General features: G+C 31.1%; 18 protein-coding genes and 3 pseudogenes. 4 read left to right on the top strand and 17 right to left on the bottom strand.

Annotated features, from left to right (window positions below):
• Window positions 1-77 precede the first annotated feature (77 nt).
• Window positions 78-713 (top strand): trimeric intracellular cation channel family protein, encoded by a 636-nt coding sequence (locus ABID96_RS08165; RefSeq protein WP_377896802.1) that lies wholly within the window; start codon window positions 78-80, stop codon window positions 711-713.
• A gap of 188 nt (window positions 714-901) precedes the next feature.
• Here ABID96_RS08165 and spoVK read toward each other — a convergent pair.
• Window positions 902-1,847: pseudogene (gene spoVK, locus ABID96_RS08160) on the bottom strand (stage V sporulation protein K).
• Between the two features lie 257 nt (window positions 1,848-2,104).
• Here spoVK and ABID96_RS08155 point away from each other — a divergent pair.
• Entirely contained in the window at window positions 2,105-3,082 is a 978-nt protein-coding gene (locus tag ABID96_RS08155; RefSeq protein WP_377896801.1) for a tyrosine-type recombinase/integrase, read from the top strand.
• A gap of 65 nt (window positions 3,083-3,147) precedes the next feature.
• Here the strand turns inward: ABID96_RS08155 and ABID96_RS08150 are convergent, their stop codons facing one another.
• From ABID96_RS08150 to miaA, 3 genes are all read right to left on the bottom strand, one after another.
• Window positions 3,148-3,768, bottom strand: coding sequence for an FMN-binding negative transcriptional regulator (locus ABID96_RS08150; protein ID WP_192601576.1), 621 nt, complete (start codon window positions 3,766-3,768; stop codon window positions 3,148-3,150).
• A 178-nt stretch (window positions 3,769-3,946) separates the two neighbouring features.
• Window positions 3,947-4,168, bottom strand: coding sequence for an RNA chaperone Hfq (hfq, locus tag ABID96_RS08145; RefSeq protein ID WP_056470298.1), 222 nt, complete (start codon window positions 4,166-4,168; stop codon window positions 3,947-3,949).
• A 23-nt stretch (window positions 4,169-4,191) separates the two neighbouring features.
• Window positions 4,192-5,154, bottom strand: coding sequence for a tRNA (adenosine(37)-N6)-dimethylallyltransferase MiaA (miaA, locus tag ABID96_RS08140; protein ID WP_483301342.1), 963 nt, complete (start codon window positions 5,152-5,154; stop codon window positions 4,192-4,194).
• Window positions 5,155-5,426: 272 nt separating this feature from the next.
• Here miaA and ABID96_RS08135 point away from each other — a divergent pair, with 272 nt between their 5' ends.
• Together ABID96_RS08135 and ABID96_RS08130 are read left to right on the top strand one after the other, a co-directional pair.
• Window positions 5,427-5,813 carry a RidA family protein gene (locus tag ABID96_RS08135; RefSeq protein ID WP_087998356.1) on the top strand — a complete coding sequence of 129 codons (387 nt, stop codon included), beginning with the start codon at window positions 5,427-5,429 and terminating at the stop codon, window positions 5,811-5,813.
• Between the two features lie 72 nt (window positions 5,814-5,885).
• Complete coding sequence (locus ABID96_RS08130) at window positions 5,886-6,944, top strand: endonuclease/exonuclease/phosphatase family protein (protein ID WP_192602046.1); 1,059 nt, start codon at window positions 5,886-5,888, stop codon at window positions 6,942-6,944.
• 306 nt (window positions 6,945-7,250) lie between these two features.
• On the opposite strand, the gene ABID96_RS08125 is transcribed toward ABID96_RS08130, so the two are convergent.
• From ABID96_RS08125 to ABID96_RS08065, 13 genes and pseudogenes are all read right to left on the bottom strand, one after another.
• Window positions 7,251-8,249: an NADP-dependent oxidoreductase gene (locus ABID96_RS08125; RefSeq protein WP_192601575.1), complete on the bottom strand. Its 999-nt coding sequence runs from the start codon at window positions 8,247-8,249 to the stop codon at window positions 7,251-7,253.
• 26 nt (window positions 8,250-8,275) lie between these two features.
• Complete coding sequence (locus ABID96_RS08120) at window positions 8,276-8,611, bottom strand: ArsR/SmtB family transcription factor (RefSeq protein WP_192601574.1); 336 nt, start codon at window positions 8,609-8,611, stop codon at window positions 8,276-8,278.
• A 199-nt stretch (window positions 8,612-8,810) separates the two neighbouring features.
• Window positions 8,811-8,915: pseudogene (locus ABID96_RS08115) on the bottom strand (GNAT family N-acetyltransferase); the annotation flags it as partial.
• Window positions 8,916-9,162: 247 nt separating this feature from the next.
• A complete protein-coding gene (locus tag ABID96_RS08110) occupies window positions 9,163-9,498 on the bottom strand; it encodes an IDEAL domain-containing protein (protein WP_192601573.1) in 336 nt (111 codons plus the stop codon).
• A 116-nt stretch (window positions 9,499-9,614) separates the two neighbouring features.
• On the bottom strand, window positions 9,615-10,028 hold the full coding sequence (locus ABID96_RS08105) for an RrF2 family transcriptional regulator (protein ID WP_192601572.1): 414 nt from the start codon (window positions 10,026-10,028) through the stop codon (window positions 9,615-9,617).
• Window positions 10,029-10,147: 119 nt separating this feature from the next.
• A complete protein-coding gene (gene spxA, locus ABID96_RS08100) occupies window positions 10,148-10,543 on the bottom strand; it encodes a transcriptional regulator SpxA (protein ID WP_192601571.1) in 396 nt (131 codons plus the stop codon).
• Between the two features lie 412 nt (window positions 10,544-10,955).
• A complete protein-coding gene (locus tag ABID96_RS08095) occupies window positions 10,956-11,204 on the bottom strand; it encodes a hypothetical protein (protein ID WP_192601570.1) in 249 nt (82 codons plus the stop codon).
• A gap of 246 nt (window positions 11,205-11,450) precedes the next feature.
• Window positions 11,451-11,603, bottom strand: a pseudogene (locus tag ABID96_RS08090) (Na-translocating system protein MpsC family protein); the annotation flags it as partial.
• Window positions 11,591-11,713 carry a hypothetical protein gene (locus ABID96_RS08085; RefSeq protein WP_377897089.1) on the bottom strand — a complete coding sequence of 41 codons (123 nt, stop codon included), beginning with the start codon at window positions 11,711-11,713 and terminating at the stop codon, window positions 11,591-11,593. The gene ABID96_RS08085 and the pseudogene ABID96_RS08090, both read right to left, overlap by 13 nt.
• A gap of 274 nt (window positions 11,714-11,987) precedes the next feature.
• Complete coding sequence (locus tag ABID96_RS08080; protein WP_192601568.1) at window positions 11,988-12,662, bottom strand: C40 family peptidase; 675 nt, start codon at window positions 12,660-12,662, stop codon at window positions 11,988-11,990.
• Between the two features lie 331 nt (window positions 12,663-12,993).
• Window positions 12,994-13,557: a GNAT family N-acetyltransferase gene (locus ABID96_RS08075; protein WP_192601567.1), complete on the bottom strand. Its 564-nt coding sequence runs from the start codon at window positions 13,555-13,557 to the stop codon at window positions 12,994-12,996.
• Window positions 13,558-13,705: 148 nt separating this feature from the next.
• Complete coding sequence (locus tag ABID96_RS08070) at window positions 13,706-14,494, bottom strand: GNAT family N-acetyltransferase (RefSeq protein WP_192601566.1); 789 nt, start codon at window positions 14,492-14,494, stop codon at window positions 13,706-13,708.
• A gap of 230 nt (window positions 14,495-14,724) precedes the next feature.
• The gene (locus tag ABID96_RS08065; protein WP_192601565.1) at window positions 14,725-15,051 is read right to left on the bottom strand and encodes a hypothetical protein; all 327 of its coding nucleotides are present in this window, start codon (window positions 15,049-15,051) and stop codon (window positions 14,725-14,727) included.
• Window positions 15,052-15,289 lie beyond the last annotated feature (238 nt).

Genomic DNA, 15,289 nt, shown 5'->3' with positions numbered 1-15,289 from the left:
TTACTCTTAACTGTCTCTTTATTATAATGATATCTGGATTAATTTTCATCTATTTATTCTATCGGGGGAATTGCTTCTTGGAAACATGGGAACTTTTTAGTATTATTGGAACTATTTCCTTCGCCTTAAGTGGTGCGGTCGTTGCTATGGAAGAAGATTACGATTTATTCGGCGTTTATATATTGGGCTTTGCTACTGCCTTTGGAGGCGGTGCGCTTCGTAATTTATTAATAGGTTATCCAATTAACTTTTTATGGAATCAAACAACCAATTTTACGATAGCACTTATTGCTATGACAATCATATTTTTCTTTCCACATCTTTCAATTAAACCGTTCAAAAAATTAGAAATACTTTTTGATTCAATTGGATTATCAGCTTTTGCTATTTTAGGTGCGAACTACGCTATGGAATTAAGCCTACCTGTTAGCGCAGTCATTGTTGCTGCAGTTTTAACAGGGATTGGTGGCGGAATCGTTCGTGATTTACTTGCAAAAAGAAAACCAATGGTATTACATTCAGAAGTATATGCATTTTGGGCAATTATTGTCGGTGTATTAATTGGAAATGAGTTTATAACGGGTAATCTTCAACAATTAATTTTATTTTTTGCAATATTTATATTGAGACTACTGTCAGTACATTATAAATGGAGTTTACCAAAACGATCTAACTTTCAAAATACTAGTGTAAACACAGACAGTCACCTTTAGTGGTGACTGTCTTTTTAATATGAGTTATTTCTAAGTTTATAGTAATGTAAAAATGTGTTTTACAACTCCAGGATGCTCCCTTTCTGTGGGGGCTCACCGTTCCCGCACCTACCGTTGTCATCAACTGATGTCTTTATAGTTTCAAATTATAAAAGCAAATTCTTTTAGTTAATTGCCTCTTATATTAACTAAATACTTTCTTTTTTATCGCTAACCGTTAAATCTTTTTCTTCAATTCTCATTAGGATTTCACGATTAAATTCAGATTCTAAAACCAATCTTGTTGCTTGAGATCGTATTGATTTTTCAACTATATTTCGAACGAAACGACCATTACTAAAATGCTGTCGGTTCTCAAGTTTTGCTTTTGAAATAAAATCCCTTAAACGAAATTCTGCTTCTCGAGATAAAATATATTCTCGATCAACAAACATCTTTTTGGAAATATCCATTAATTCTTTTACATTATAATCTTGGAATTCTAATATAAAAGGGAATCTTGATTTTAACCCTGGATTGAGACTTAAAAAATAGTCCATTTCAGAAGAATAACCGGCTAATATTAATACAAAGTCTCCATGTTTATCCTCCATATGCTTTACAAGCGTATCAATCGCTTCCTTGCCAAAGTCCTTTTCTCCGCCTCGGCCTAACGAATATGCTTCATCAATAAATAGGATTCCACCATTTGCTTTTTTGACTAAATCACGTGTTTTTTGAGCAGTATGTCCAATATACTCTCCAACCAAATCCGCTCTTTCTGCCTCTATTAAATGTCCTTTTGAAAGAACGCCCATTTTAAGAAATAATTGACCGATGATTCTCGCAACGGTAGTTTTACCTGTTCCTGGATTTCCCTTGAACAGCATATGCAACACTTGTTTTTCAGCCTTTAAATTCAATTCTTCCCTTTTTTTATTAATATAAATCCAAGCATATATATTCATGAATCATTGTTTTAATTTCTTCCATTCCAATTAAATGTCTTAGTTGTTCATCAATTTCAACCAATAATTCATGTTTAGGCTTTTGAACTGTTTCAACGATAGAATTTGGAGAAACCTCTCCTCTTTTCATTGTATTTAGCACAACATTTATTTGACCGTTATCCTTCAAACGAATAGGTTGCTCCAAACATGACACCTCTCTTTATTCTGCCGACAACATCTGATTTTGTTTATGATATTTTCTCGAAACAACTCATAAAGTATCGTTTTTTGCGCTTTCCCGAGAAATTTCCTATTTACGTTTTTACTATTATATGTATGAAAATTACATTTCAAGACAATTATTCTCTCAAACAATGAGATTTATTGGATAAGTTTTCTAAACTTTACTAATTGTTCCACTTAATTTGTTATAATAAAGCAAAAAGAGAAGAGTTGATCCATTTGACGTTGACAAATCAATTAAAGATAAACAGTAAAGATGTCATCTTGCAATTTGCCTCTCACTTAAATAGTAAAGGTAGGAAAGAATCTACAATTAAACGCTATTGTTATGATTTAGAAGATTGTTTTCGATATTTTAGAAAAAAAGAGATAAGCCTTGATGCACTTACTATTAGCCATTTTAATGAATACTTTCAATATTTAATAACTGATCGTCATTATAACGAAAAGACAATGCATCGGATTTATGTTGTATTAAATCAGTTTTATAAGTTCTTACAATTAAATGATCCATCCTTTCAAAACATTATTCCCTTCACAAACTATTCTGCTGGACCATCTCGAGCCCTTTCTATGGACGATTTTATTTCGGAAAATGAAGAAAAACAATTACTTTATATTCTCAAGTCAACAACAGATTTATCAGACAAACAGTTAAAAGCAAGACCTTATTTAATGGATCGAAATGATATTATGATTCGACTTATGCTCTATTATGGATTATCGTTGAAAGAATGTATCGACCTCCAAATGAGAGATATAAATTTTGCGCAAAATGAATTAACTGTACATAGTAAAGATGGCATAAAGAGGTTAATTCGTTTAGAAAAGGAAGATCGCATCCGCTTGTATCAATATTTTGTAACGATTCCAGAGCCAGTAAGACCTCATTACCATTCAACTCATCCACTTTTTGTGGCATTTGATTTTAACCGTATGACTTTTCACTGGGTCTATGATGATGATTCCCCGAAAGCACTTACTGAAATTGCTTTTCAAAAAATGTTAAGACTTGAAGTGAAAAGAGCAGGACTTAGGAAAGGTTTATGTTCGCAGCACCTTCGTAATACGTTTATTCTTCGGAAAATGAAAGAAGGTCTGCAATTAGAAGAAATTAAACAATTAGTTGGATTTAAAACGTCAGTATCATTAAAGCGATACTTTCAATATTTAGAAGACGACAAATTAATAAACTAATAAAAAGAGTTACGAATATCAAATGGTACTTTTACCATCTGTATATTCATAACTCTTTTTCAACATTAAAGTCTTTCTTTCATTAATTTTGCAATTTCTTTTGATTGGTATTTCTTTTCATTTTCTAATGCAGAAATTACTTTTTCTCTTCGATCAAATGAATGATTTTGACTTAATTTCTTCTTTCCAAGACATTCAGTTACTTCGATTTTCAAACACACAATGCCAGATAATAATTTTTCAACATATTCTTGGTGTTCTTCATATTGCCATTTTTCAGCAAAGTCTTTTTCGAAATAATCAGTAGTATGTAAGACGATTTCTCTCATTTTATTCACTTCATTAATAACACTTACTTTCCCATAAACATGAATCGCAGTGTAATTCCATGTAGACACCGTATTCTTTTCCTCATACCAAGATGCAGAAACGTATGCATGTGGCCCTTGGAAAATGACTAAACATTCTTCCCCTTCTAATGTCTTCCATTGAGGATTCGGTTTTGCCAAATGGGTAATCAAATATAATTTATCTAACTCTTCTTGAACGATAAATGGTAAATGTGTAGCAGCAATTCTATTTCCTTGATCTTGACTATTAGATAGTAAAATACCAAATCCTGCTTGTTTTATTTCCTTAATCATTTGCTTCATATCTTCTTCTTTAAATTCTTTTGGAATATACACCCATTGCCCCCCTGTCATTTTTTAGTTTACATAATAATGTTATCACTCTATTGTTCATAAATTAATAAAAATATTGAGCGAGGCGATCAAAACTATTTTTCGATTTTAAACAAAATCCTGGAATCAACAAATAAAAGCATTGACCATAGGATCAATGCTCTTTTTTGTACAATTTATATTACATTTCAATTTGTACGTTTTTTGAAGGTACAAATGTTGAAATTGCGTGTTTATAAATTAATTGTTGTTTTCCTTCTACATCTAACAATACCGTGAAGTTATCAAAGCTTTTTACTTTCCCTTTAATTTGGAAACCATTTAGTAAAAATACTGTGACTGCTAGATTGTCTTTACGCAATTGGTTTAAGAACTGATCTTGAATATTGATTGATGTTTTCATGTCCTTTTCCTCCTCTTCTACCTCTACCTATATTTATTCGAGATAAAATAACCCTTTCCTTCAAGTAGAGCGAAAATTTCCTGTTTTTTTATATTAAAATTATGTTCATCCATATTAAACCAATGAATGTTCATTTTATTTCTAAACCATGTCATTTGTCTTTTTGCATATCTTCTAGAACTTTGTTTGATTAAATTAATGGCTTCATCCTCAGTTAGAATACCATCAAAATAATCATAAAGCTCCTTATATCCAATTGCTTGAACAGATTGACAATTTTGAATACCCTTTTCATAAAGCATTTTTGCTTCATTCAATAAGCCAGCATCCATCATCATATCCACTCTTAAATTAATTCGACTGTAAAGTAATTCTCGGTCCATTGATAAACCAATCATTATAGCATCATATAAATATTCCGGTTCTTTGTTAAAAGCCGTATCCGAAAATTTTTGACCTGTTAATTTAAAAACTTCAATCGCTCGAATCACTCTTCTAACATTATTCATATGTATTTGTTTAGCACTTTCTGGGTCAACCTCTTTTAACTGATCATGCAATGCTCGATTTCCTTTAACCATTGCAAAACCTTCAAGTTGATTTCGAAGGTGTTCATCGCCTTCTTGCTCTGCAAATTCATAATTCGTTAGAACGCTTTGAATATATAAACCAGTACCACCAACGATAATCGGTGTTTTCCCTCTTTTTGTAATTTCATCTATTTTTTCACGTGCTAATGTTTGAAAGTCTGCAACTGTAAAAGAAGCTTTTGGATCTAGAAAATCAATTAAATGATGTGGAATACCTTCCATTTCTGATTCGGAAATTTTAGCAGCTCCTATATCCAATTCTTTATATACTTGTGTTGCATCTCCATTTATAATCTCACCATTAATAGCTTTTGCTAATTCAATACTTAATTTAGTTTTTCCTACAGCAGTAGGTCCTACGATGACTATTACTTTTTGCATATTTACCATTGTAATCACATATACGCCTTTCTATACAACCTATTGCATTATACCCTTTATCATTTTTTTAAATACTTAACTTACTTTAGTTATACCATATTTATACAAAAACTCCAAATATTTGTGAAATATATCACATTATTTATAATAACGTAAAATTTGGAACGTACACACCAATTAATGACATAACGTATTTCATCAAAGTTTCCTAGATTGGTAATTTATAGAATGTTCAAAAATTAGTATAATATAAATAAACAAAATCATAATGTTAGAGGAGATTTACAATGGAAATCAAGAAAGCTAATCCTAATAATGTTTCACCGCCAATTGCTGCATATCATCATGTAACTGTAATACCAAAAGAAGCTGACTTAATAGTATTATCTGGACAAATCGGCAATGACAAAGATGGAATTTTACCTAAAGATATTGAAAATCAGTTTGCAAATGCATTAGAAAATATTAAAGCTATACTTGAGAGTGAAGATGTTGATGTAAAAAATATCTTTAAAATTAATTTTTGGTTAACTGAAACGATTGACCGTACATTTTATATTGAAAAATGGAATGAATTCCATAATGGAAATCCGCCTGCTACAACATTAGCCTACGTCACTGCGTTAGCTAATCCTGACATTAAAATTGAAATAGAAGCTTGGGCTGCACGTTAATGGAAAAAGAGGTTCTTTTAAACTGGATTTAAATTTTTTTTACATAGAGATGTATCAGGGGGAAATTCAATGATTGTAAAAACTTTAAAAGGAGTTATGTATTTAATTCTTATTTTTACATTACTATTTGCCGGTTTTTTAGCATATGTAACTTTTACAGATTATAAGCCATCTGAAGTAATACCGCTTACTATCAAAAAAAATAAAGAACAGGTTTTAAAAAAAGGGGTACCATTTTCGATTACTACATTTAATATCGGATATGCAGGATTAGATAAAAACCAGGACTTTTTTATGGATGGCGGAACGATGTCTAGGTCTAGTAGTAAAAAGCAAACATCGACAAATTTAAAGGCAATTACTTCATTTATTAAAAATGAAGAATCTGATATTAATTTAATTCAAGAGATTGATATGAACTCTTCTCGTAGCTATCATATTAACGAAGTAAACTACCTTACAAAAAAATTACCAGACTACAGTAATACATTTGCAGTAAATTATCAAGTCCCTTGGGTTCCTGTTCCAATATTGCGCCCAATGGGTTCAGCAAATAGTGGTTTATTGACTTTATCTAAGTTCAACATTAAAAATAGCCATCGATATAAACTAGCAGGTCAAGAAAGTTGGCCTCGACAACAATTTGAATTAGATCGTGCTTTTATTGAAAGTAGAATACCAGTAGAAAACGGAAAAGATCTGATCCTAATCCACCTTCATTTATCAGCTTATGATAAAGGTGGAAAAGTTCGTAAGCAACAATTGAAGTATTTATCAACTTACCTAGAGAAAGAAATAAAAAAAGGAAACTATTTTATTTTAGGTGGAGATTGGAATCACGAAATTCCAACAACAGACCCTACCATATTTGAATCAACAGAAAAATGGCCTGATTGGCTACAAATCTTTCCTTCTACATTTAAACCAGAAGGCTTCCAATGGGTTACAGATAAAACGATTCCTACATCTCGTTCAAATGACTTTCCCTATAAAGAGGGGCGAAATTTCCAAGCCATTATTGATGGATTCTTAGTTTCTCCTAATATTACAGTTAAAAATGTAAAAGGACATGATTTAGGTTTTGAGAATAGTGACCATAACCCAGTAAGTGCAGAGTTAGTATTAAAATAAGTAATATTATAAAACATACAAAAAGCTTAAAATGACCTAAATTAGGTATTTTATGCTTTTTTATATGCAACTAAGGTTTGAGCAATAATATTCTTAACAGAAAAAGAAAAAAGTTCTTAACTAATTGTATTAATTAACACAAAAAAATCCTTATTGTGAAGGATCTTTTTTTTCTTATTGCACTGATGCATGAGTTAGTTCCATTAGGACTTATCTTTTTAACACTTTTTTCATTAGATCGATCTCCTTAAACCTTGTTCCCAGTTCATAACTTACATCAAACTTGGATATTGAAGAATTTGCTAACTATCTAATTTTTAAAATTATTTTCCCTTTAGCTCTTCCTAATTCCGAATATTCCATCGCCTTTTGAGCATCTTTAAAAGAAAAAACTTTATCAATTATGGGTTTAATTTTACCTGATTCAATATAGTTTGAAATAATACGTAATTGATCGCCACTTGGCTTCATAAACAAAAACGAATATTGAACATTATACTTTTTTTCAAGCATAGTAAGTTTATAGCTTGCTGCTGAAAATAAGATTGTTTTTAAAAATCCTGAACCATATACCTTTGCAAACCGAGCGTTTGGCAATCCTGAAACGGAAACAATTTTCCCACCTTTTTTTATAACACTAAATGATTTTTCGAGTGTCTCTCCCCCAAGTGTATCAAATACCGCATCATAATTTTTCAATTTTTCTTCAAATTTTGTATTTTTGTAATTGATAACTTCATCTGCACCTAGAGATTTTACCAAATCCGTCCCTTTTGAACTTGCTGTAGTTACAACAGTAGCACCCATTAGTTTTGCGAGCTGAATAGCAAACGTACCGACACCGCCAGATCCAGCATGAATCAAAATCTTATGTCCTTTCTGAATTTGAAGGATGTCATGCAAGGCTTGATATGAGGTTAATCCAACGAGTGGAATTGATGCTGCTTCCTCAAAGCTCAAATTTTTAGGTTTTAACGCTATATCATCTTCATGAACTGCAATATATTCAGCAAATGTGCCCATTTTCTCTTTACGAGGACGTCCATAAATTTCATCCCCAACATTAAAACGAGTTACTTTAGCACCAACCTTCACCACTACACCAGAAAAGTCATTCCCAAGGATAAGCGGCATTTTATATTTTAGTAACAATTTCACTTTTCCATCGCGTATCTTAAAATCAACAGGATTAATACTAGCTGCATGTATTTCTGCAAGTACTTCATTTTCCCCTATGTCCGGTAACGGCATTTCCACCATACGCATCGGCGTTTTCCCATACCGTTCAATAACCATTGCTTTCATTTCCTATCCCTCCATATAAATTCATTTCAATAAAATTTTTGCATTAACTCTTCGATATGTTTCACAAGATCTTTTAATAAACCTAATTTTGTACGTACATCAATAAAATAAAAATTTTTTGTCCCTTCTTTTCGCATTAAAATTACACCCGCATCTCGTAAGATTCTTAGATGATGTGACACAGCAGGACGAGAAAGATGTGTTTGCCTAGTGATTTCACCTACACGCAATCCTGATTGACAATCGGTACCCATTAACACTAATAAGATTGATTGACGAGTTTCATCTCCAATCGCCAATAGCACTTTTTGACAATTTATGAAATCCTCTTTAATTGTATTTAGTTGGTCATGTTTATTCATTCAATTAAATTCCTCCACAAATTAGTTTAATCGTTTAAGTTGACGAACTATTGTACAAAAAACAATATACTATTGTTGTATTCCCTGCAATATTGAGAAAGTAAATCGAGACGAACAAAAAAAACGATGCCCATATATGGAAATCGTTTTTTATAGTTTTCTTATGTAACAATCACATGCGTTAGTTACATAGGAATATTTATTTGTTATTCAAAATAACTAAAACTACCGCCATTTCTTTACCAAATCTGTCACCATGATCAATAAAGCCTAAACTCGAATATAAATTATGTGCTCCTAAATTTCCAATATTTAATTGAGAAGTTGTTCCTAATTCAAAACTGCCAATTAACACAATAAAAAGGCTGCTAACAGCCTTTCCATTTCTTGTTTTACAACTAACGCATGCATTAGTTTAATAAGTTTTTTACTATTTTAGTTTTTTGAACTTGTTTTTATATACATTATCATCGATTCGAAACCATCTATAATAATGAGGTCTTGCGTATTACTATAAATGTTTTCCTTAGAATAACAAGGCATACTAATCCTTATTTAATGCCATTAACGAGTTCCCTCATTGAGTTTAACTGAGAAGATAGCTCATTAAACCAATCCTCATCCCCCGTTGAGAGGGCCAAGTCAATTAGAAAGCTAATCTGTTCTTTGTTTATCACTTTCGAATCGGGCATTTTCTTTACGTTTTTATTTCTCATTTGAATCGTTTTCCCAATCGTCGCTTTATTATCTGAAGTTATTACATTTACCTTAACTATTTCATTAAGAATAGTAAGTGATTCAATATAACCTATTACTAATTCTCCATCCACTGATTTACCTTTAATCCAGTCCCCTGTTTTTAAAATAGTTTCATTATTTAAGTTCATTTTTTCCACCTTCTGATTTAGATTAATAAAACTTGTTGCCATAACAGTGTTTAAATATAACTGTAATATTTTTTATTACATTTTGATTACAAGAAGGCTTAGCCTCCACTTTTTACTCACTTCTCAAATTTAATATGATCGACAATGTCCTTAATAGTGAATTGCTTTAGATATCCACCAAGATGTTCTTCTGCACCTATGAAAATATTAAACAGAACATTTTGCATATTTGCCCCAACAAGACATTTTTCATTTGATTCGGGGCACTTAGGCTGCAATGCCCCCTCTGAGGTGATCATATAAATATCCCATAGATTCACTTCATTTAAATCTGAGGCAAATATAAATCCACCACCAGTTCCTTCTTTCGATTTTATAAATCCATGCTTTTTTAACAAACTAAGCACTTTACGAATACGTACTGGATGAACACAGGCACTCACTGATATTGCATCACTTGTAGACATCCGGTCCGGCTGCAGCGCAAGATAAGTTAAACTATGAATGGCAAGTGTGAAATCACTGTTCATGGCCTGCCTCCTAAAAATTTTCTTTAAATCTTTGGTTATATTAATTAGTACTGTAATACTATGTGTTACAGTATTGTTTGTCAAGATTACTGACATTTTTATTTTATCAAAGTTATTTATTAATTAGCTGCTTTTTGTAATTTATTGTATGAGATTGTTCTTAGCTTACGAGGAAGAAAACTACGAATTTCATCCTCATTATAACCAACCTGTAATCTTTTTTCATCTTGAATGATTGGCATACGTATCATTTTGGGATTATTTATTATTAATTTATATAATTCATTAAGCGGGAGCGATTCAATATTTATATTTAATTCCTGATACGTTTTTGATTTATTCGATATAATCTCTTCCGTACCAGTTTCTGTCATGCGAAGAATAGATTTAATCTCCTCAAGTGTAAGTGATTCATTCATAATATTTTTAACATTATACTCAATATGATGTTCATCTAGCCATGCTTTTGCTTTGCGACATGATGTACAGCTTGGTGTGACATATAGATTTACCATTCTTTTACACACTCCTTATATTTAAAATGTAATAAATATAATTACAGTTCTGATAAAAAATAATAATGTATTATCAAATCAAATTAAACTCTATACTCAATTTTAATGAGTATACTGTAATTTTATTATTTACAGTTGAGAGTGTCAACTACATTTTTAAATAAGTGCTGTTTATTCTACTTTCATGAAATATAAAAAAAGATAAAATGCAATGAGCCGAAGTTCTGGATAGTTCTATGTATGTCATTTGCCACAAGCCTTATATTTTCTAATCGAGGTTATTTATTGCAATAACTGCCAATTTGTAAAATAAAAAAAGAACTGCAAAAGCAGTTAATCATTGTAGAACTAAAGCTTAGCGTTACTCCAATGCTAAGATGTTTATTAATTCTTGTTGTTAGTTTACCTTTATCTATTTACGATCCGAACTAATAATTGATCCATATGGAACTGTTTGTAACTCATCCGTCTTATAAATTGAACAAATATAAATCTTTTCGTAATTGTTATATTTCCATTTTAAACAAGCATTATTACTTGGTTCAATTGATGAATCAGTTGTAAAAAAAATAGTAGCGAGACCAAAAATAGTAAATCCGCCAATTAAGCCACGTTTTATCTCATCAGCATATTCTCGTAACCATAAAATAGTTTTGTTCATAGTACCCTCCAAAAATCAAAATAAATATGAGTTATTCATTTTATGATTGATTGGAGAGAGATAATACTAAACTACGAATAGATTTACTAGAAGAATATTCCAAAAACCTGACTGTCCTTAAATTGGACAGTCGTTTTCCTATTTATACAACTAACGCATGCTTTGTCTCAATGGTTTATTAAGAAATAAGCACTGACAAACTGTTTTATTCGAATAGAATACAAATAGATAAAATAAAAAGTTGAATTACACAATCGGTTTCTCAAAGATTAATACGGTTACAGCCATATCCTCTTCAATCTTTGCATCCGAAAATAAATGAAGCAGCTTTGAACCGACGAGCTCCTCCATTCCTTTTGGCACATCTTGCTTGTATACATCACGAATCATTTCGGACTTTCTTCCTTCGCTCTCCATGGAGCAATGTCCGCCAAAGATAGTTTTTCAGATGATTTAGGTGTGATGATTTTGGCTTCGATGTTTACCGGCGTTGGCAATGGCGGTTGCATCTACCCTGTCACCATAAATGGCATATACTTTTATGGAAATTTCTGTTAGTAAAACATCTATTCACAAATTGAAGTCAATAGCATTAAGGTTATTTACGTTGTTCACCCTAATTTAATAGATATATTTTGTGGCATATACCAATCAATCACCTTAATAAACTTAACTGCCATATACTACAATAAAAAAAGTGAAGGTTCTTCATTAATGAAGAACCTTCTATGTTCCAAAACTATAAAGACAGTTTATTTATAAAATAACTGTTCTTTAGCTTTTTTACATTTCTTTCGCTCCTAAGTATCTTTTTTCCCAATAAATATTTTCCAAAGAGGAAATCGTTACACCTTTTGATGAGGAGCTGTGTATGAACTGATTACCTCCGATATAAATACCCGCATGTGAAGCACCAGGTTTATAGGTTTCAAAAAAGACCAGATCTCCAACTTCTGGATTGGAAACCCTTTTCCCCTTTTTATATATTTCCGATACCGTTCTAGGTAAATTGACATCAGTACTTTCGTCGAAAACGTATTTTATGAACCCGCTGCAATCAAAACCTTTTGGCGTACTCCCTCCCCATACATATGGTACATTTAAATACTTTTTGCTTTTTTTAACTATTACTGTAGATTTATTGGTTGAACCCACTTTAGCAGGTTGAATCTGATTTTTAACGCCCAATGCTTTATATGTATTCTTACCTACAATACCGTCAGGCTTTAAGCCTTTGCTTTTTTGAAACTTTATGACTGCACCTTTAGTGACTGTTCCAAAATAGGTAGTTGAATTTGTATTAAAAAACCCTTTTTTCTTTAAAACTTCTTGTAATTGTTTTACTTCTGTATGGGTCATTCCCCTTTTTAACGTACGATCACCTAATGCTGCATTACTTATCAATGGATTTGACAATAACACTCCCGTCACTACAAATGATGCTATAATCTTTTTCATTTAAAAATTACCCTCCGATAAAACCTTTTTTATGATTTTATCATCCTAAAGTTACATGGGTATTTACCTGGATTTACAGTATTATGACAAAAACATTAAAAATATGCGTTCAAATGACATTTTTTTCTCACCTTATGATGATATTGGCATTTAAGTGAACCATTTTATTAATAATCAATGATGATTCGTTATATCTTTTACATGAGATAATTCAGCTTTTACATGTCATATTATAAAATCTTCATCTGAATCCAATTGTTATTCAACAATCTCATGTTTTTAGTTTAATAATATGGTAATCCACTTATGATCTGATAAATTAAAATTTAGTCTAATTTACCTTTGCATAGATGCAGGTATCAGTTAGTGTTTTACCGTCAGCTGAAAGATCTTCATTTCGTAATATCCCTTCAAGCTCAAAACCTAGTTTTTCAGGGATCGAACGACTTTTAGTATTTTTAGATTCACATCGTATTTCAATCCTTCTAAATTTGAGAAGCTGAAAGCCAAAGTTTGTTAACTCACTTACTGCTTCTGTCATATATCCATTGCCACTAAATTTCGTGTTAATCCAATATCCAATTTCACATTTAGAAATCTTCCAATTAATTCCGTGAAGGCTAGCAGTTCCAATAAATTCATTAGTACCCTTATGATAGATAAGATAGCGAAAGCTTTCTCTTTTCAAAAAATCTATATGGGCATTTCTAAGGAGAATTTCCATTTCTTCAACAGTAGGAATTGACTGGAATAAATGTAACCATTGCTTTAACTCACTAATTGAATCCTCTATAGCTTGGTTTACTACATTCCCTTCACCAGCTTGAAGTGGTGCTCGAAGAATTAGTCTGTCTGTTTCTATTTGTAACGGAACATCTAATAAAATTGGATTCATATAATTTCCCCTCTCGAAAACTTTAAATAATGATCTAATGAAACTCTCTTTAGTTGAATAAGGTGAATTTTAAACCTATAATCTTATTAATTTTATTCGTTTATTAAATTTCGTGTGTTGTACTTTTAGTAATCTCCAGACACTTCTTTTAAATATATGTATACATCATCCAATAACCAATATCTTCAAATCCTATTCTCTTATAAATTGCTCCTGCTGAAGGATTATCATAGAACAAACATAGTTCTTTACCTTCTTGTAAAAGTTGATTACAAAGCACAAGCATGCACTTTGTTGCATATCCCCTCTTCTTGTAGTTTTCTAGCGTAGCGACCGCTATAACCATTGCTGACAAAGAATTTTCTGCTGCAGTTGAAGCTGTTGATACCATTTTTTCGTCTTCCTTAATAAAAAATGAACGTGAGGTACCATCACTCAAAGTTCGACGTTTTCTTTCTACTGTAATGATAGAATCATTAAATTCTGGAACAGAGTTTAATAATTCTACAAGAGCTTCTGCATCTTGGGGAGATGCCTGCTCGACATTGGTAAGATTATTTTTAATCGAAGTTAATTTTGCACACTTAGCGTAATATGTTTGTCTTTTTGTTTTTAATTGTTTGTTTAAGTATGGCTCAATTTTTCCAGTGATTTCCTTTAGCCCAGACAAGAATTTAAAATTAGGATCATTTGATATAATCTCTGCAAATCCTTCAGCGTTAAATGAATTTGATGCATATGGTATATAGTTTTCTTGATATTTTAACAACACAGCAACAAGTTCGCCACGATCGTTAAACTCTCCCCAAACTTTTTGAAATTCTTGGTTATATCCGTATGCCTCAATATCACCAATTATAAATAAATTTTCAGCACTTCTAGGCTTTAATAAATTAAAACAAGCCTCATGATCATTTTGAGTTAATCTTCTGATCATAGTTCTTCCCCCTTTTAAATAAGCTTTCAACTTAAAATATTCCCATTATTTTACAGTAATGAAGTACGTGCTGAAAAGAATTATTTTTAATGATTAAAAAACTCCAAATCATTCTTAGTTTATCTAACTTTGGTATATTTTCTTCTGAATTATAGATAGCAAAATAAAAAAGGAAGAACTAAATTGTCGGTCATATTATCAAACTAACGCTCTCGTTAGTTGAACAAGAATCATTTAATCATTACCACCCCGATCTTTTTATTGTTTTTTGCATCTATAAAAATTACAATATCATCCTCAATGTAATCATTTTTAAAAGTGACAGAATATATACTATTTTTATCATAATTCTCATCTGTAATGGTTGCATTTTCTGGTAAAGTTTCTATTTTTTTAACTACTCCATTTTTATTACTGATACCTTCTGTTAAAGAGCTTGTCATACTTTCATAAGCAATTTTTCGAATTAACTTATCTTCATTATTACTACAACTTTCAACGGAAAGTAGTGATGAAATCAACATGAAAATTAGTATTAGTTTTTGCAATTTATTCATCACATCCTCTTTTTCATAAATCGTAACATGAATTAGGTCATTTAATACTAAATATTGGTAATTTTTTTGATTTCCTTATTCAATTTATCTGCATTTAGTTAAATAAGAAAAAGAACATATTTCGTATTAATAAATACATTGCTCCACTTACTTTCATTCCAGGAGTCTATGAAATATCACATGTTTGTAATTTTCTAAATAATAACCATGAAATATATTATTTTTGAACATTTCTATT

Source organism: Gottfriedia sp. OAE603, from assembly GCF_040543965.1.
GTDB classification, from domain to species: domain Bacteria; phylum Bacillota; class Bacilli; order Bacillales; family Bacillaceae_G; genus Gottfriedia; species Gottfriedia solisilvae.
This window is presented reverse-complemented; position numbering and strand designations above follow the sequence as displayed.

What these genes read in the sequence shown, in the direction of transcription:
- hfq (WP_056470298.1), bottom strand. Translation starts at nt 4,168, where the DNA reads ATGAAAACATCAATCAATATTCAAGATCAGTTCTTAAACCAATTGCGT.
- ABID96_RS08135 (WP_087998356.1), top strand. Translation starts at nt 5,427, where the DNA reads ATGGAAATCAAGAAAGCTAATCCTAATAATGTTTCACCGCCAATTGCT.
- ABID96_RS08125 (WP_192601575.1), bottom strand. Translation starts at nt 8,249, where the DNA reads ATGAAAGCAATGGTTATTGAACGGTATGGGAAAACGCCGATGCGTATG.
- ABID96_RS08120 (WP_192601574.1), bottom strand. Translation starts at nt 8,611, where the DNA reads ATGAATAAACATGACCAACTAAATACAATTAAAGAGGATTTCATAAAT.
- ABID96_RS08110 (WP_192601573.1), bottom strand. Translation starts at nt 9,498, where the DNA reads ATGAACTTAAATAATGAAACTATTTTAAAAACAGGGGACTGGATTAAA.
- ABID96_RS08105 (WP_192601572.1), bottom strand. Translation starts at nt 10,028, where the DNA reads ATGAACAGTGATTTCACACTTGCCATTCATAGTTTAACTTATCTTGCG.
- spxA (WP_192601571.1), bottom strand. Translation starts at nt 10,543, where the DNA reads ATGGTAAATCTATATGTCACACCAAGCTGTACATCATGTCGCAAAGCA.
- ABID96_RS08095 (WP_192601570.1), bottom strand. Translation starts at nt 11,204, where the DNA reads ATGAACAAAACTATTTTATGGTTACGAGAATATGCTGATGAGATAAAA.
- ABID96_RS08085 (WP_377897089.1), bottom strand. Translation starts at nt 11,713, where the DNA reads ATGCAACCGCCATTGCCAACGCCGGTAAACATCGAAGCCAAAATCATC.
- ABID96_RS08080 (WP_192601568.1), bottom strand. Translation starts at nt 12,662, where the DNA reads ATGAAAAAGATTATAGCATCATTTGTAGTGACGGGAGTGTTATTGTCA.
- ABID96_RS08075 (WP_192601567.1), bottom strand. Translation starts at nt 13,557, where the DNA reads ATGAATCCAATTTTATTAGATGTTCCGTTACAAATAGAAACAGACAGA.
- ABID96_RS08070 (WP_192601566.1), bottom strand. Translation starts at nt 14,494, where the DNA reads ATGATCAGAAGATTAACTCAAAATGATCATGAGGCTTGTTTTAATTTA.
- ABID96_RS08065 (WP_192601565.1), bottom strand. Translation starts at nt 15,051, where the DNA reads ATGAATAAATTGCAAAAACTAATACTAATTTTCATGTTGATTTCATCA.